The following is a 1,418-nucleotide window of genomic DNA, read 5'->3' on the forward strand; positions in this document are numbered from 1 at the left end:
GTGTCCGGAGGGGGCGGTGGCCGTTCCGGGCCGGGGCGGGGACGGGGTCGCCTTCCGGCTCCGGGGTCCGCGCGGGGCTGTGGCCGTTCCTGGGGTGGTCGGCTCGGGGTGCCTCTTCCGGTTCCGGTGTCGGCGGGTGGTGTGGGTCGGCCAGGGGTTCCGGGGTCGGTTGTTCCAGCTTCGCGCCTACGAGCATGGAGGTGAGGGTGGTGACGCGGTCGGCGCGGTCAGGGGACGCGGGGGGTGTGGCGGCGGAGGTGTTGGTCAGCTCAAACCGAGTGGGGGTGCCGGCGGTGTCCGACGGGGTGGGGTCCGCGCCTGCCTCGTAGCGGGCGACCAGTTCACGGAGCAGGTCGGCCGCTGCGGCCGGGTCCTCGGCCAGGACGAGGGACTCCAGGATGTGACGGGCCCGGAACGAGAACGCCCCCTCCCAGAAGAGGTGGAACATCGTCCGACCGCCGTCGCCCGAAGCGGACACCGCGATGAACCAACTCCGAGTCTCGCGCCATGCCTCTGCCCTCACCTCGTTCTCCGCGTCCATTGCGGCTCCCAGCACCCCCGCCGCCCTGACCGCCAGCTCCTCCAACTCCCGCTCCATACACGCCCCCGCGCCCCAAGAACCGGATCAGAGATCCCACCGTACTCGCCCCCGGAGCCAAACTCCCGCCACGGGACGCCGCGCGGAACGGCCCTCGCCGCACGGGAGTTCACCGCCCGGCGTTCCCCTGTGTTGCCCGCCCTCTGGGCAACCGTGCCTCCCGGCAACGCCCCGCCCACCGAACCCCTCGGTGGGCGGGGCGTGCTCAACCAACCCCTCGTGGCGATCAGTTGTGGATCGTCACGCAAGCCTTCGTGCCGGGGTACTTCTCCCACCAGCCGCACGCCTTCGTGTTGTTGGCGAAGCTCTGGTTGATGGCGGAGCCGACGGTCACCGTCTCCGTGCGGGACGCGTTCTCCAGCGTGCCGTAATAGCCGTAGGTGCTGCCGATCTCCAGGATCGGACGGTCGGTCCAGGCACGGTTGTTGGACTTCTTGGACAGCTTGAAGCTGTCGACGTGCAGCTTGGTCCCCTTGATCTCCAGGCAGACGGAGCCCGAACCGTCCGTCGACCCCGCGTTGCCGGCGCAGCCCGTCGCGCTGAGGATGCCCGCGTCGGCGGCCTGCGCGGGCCCCGACATCCCGGTCAGACCGAACGCCGCGACCGCGGCCAACGCGAGCGATGCCCTGGACACATGACGAAACACAAGATTCCCCGTTCTCGAACTGACTGACGTACAGGCCGATGGCTTGATCACGGCCACCGCACAGCCTGACGTCGCGGGGAGGGGAGTCCTATCCGTGGCGACACCCATATCGCCGCACCCGCACCACCAGCCCCCTCAGTCGCCCTCCACCCCCCCGACCCCCCCAACCTGTCC

1 protein-coding gene and 1 pseudogene are annotated in these 1,418 nt (G+C 70.4%); both read right to left on the minus strand.

The window, feature by feature from the left end; all coding sequences use genetic code 11:
* Positions 1 to 598, minus strand: a pseudogene (locus tag AOK24_RS44910) (hypothetical protein); the annotation flags it as partial.
* Between the two features lie 226 nt (positions 599 to 824).
* Positions 825 to 1,232, minus strand: a complete 408-nt coding sequence (locus AOK24_RS44915) for a hypothetical protein (protein WP_055725536.1) — start codon at positions 1,230 to 1,232, stop codon at positions 825 to 827.
* Positions 1,233 to 1,418 lie beyond the last annotated feature (186 nt).

It is taken from the genome of Streptomyces niveiscabiei (assembly GCF_001419795.1).
Taxonomy (GTDB): Bacteria; Actinomycetota; Actinomycetes; order Streptomycetales; family Streptomycetaceae; genus Streptomyces; species Streptomyces niveiscabiei.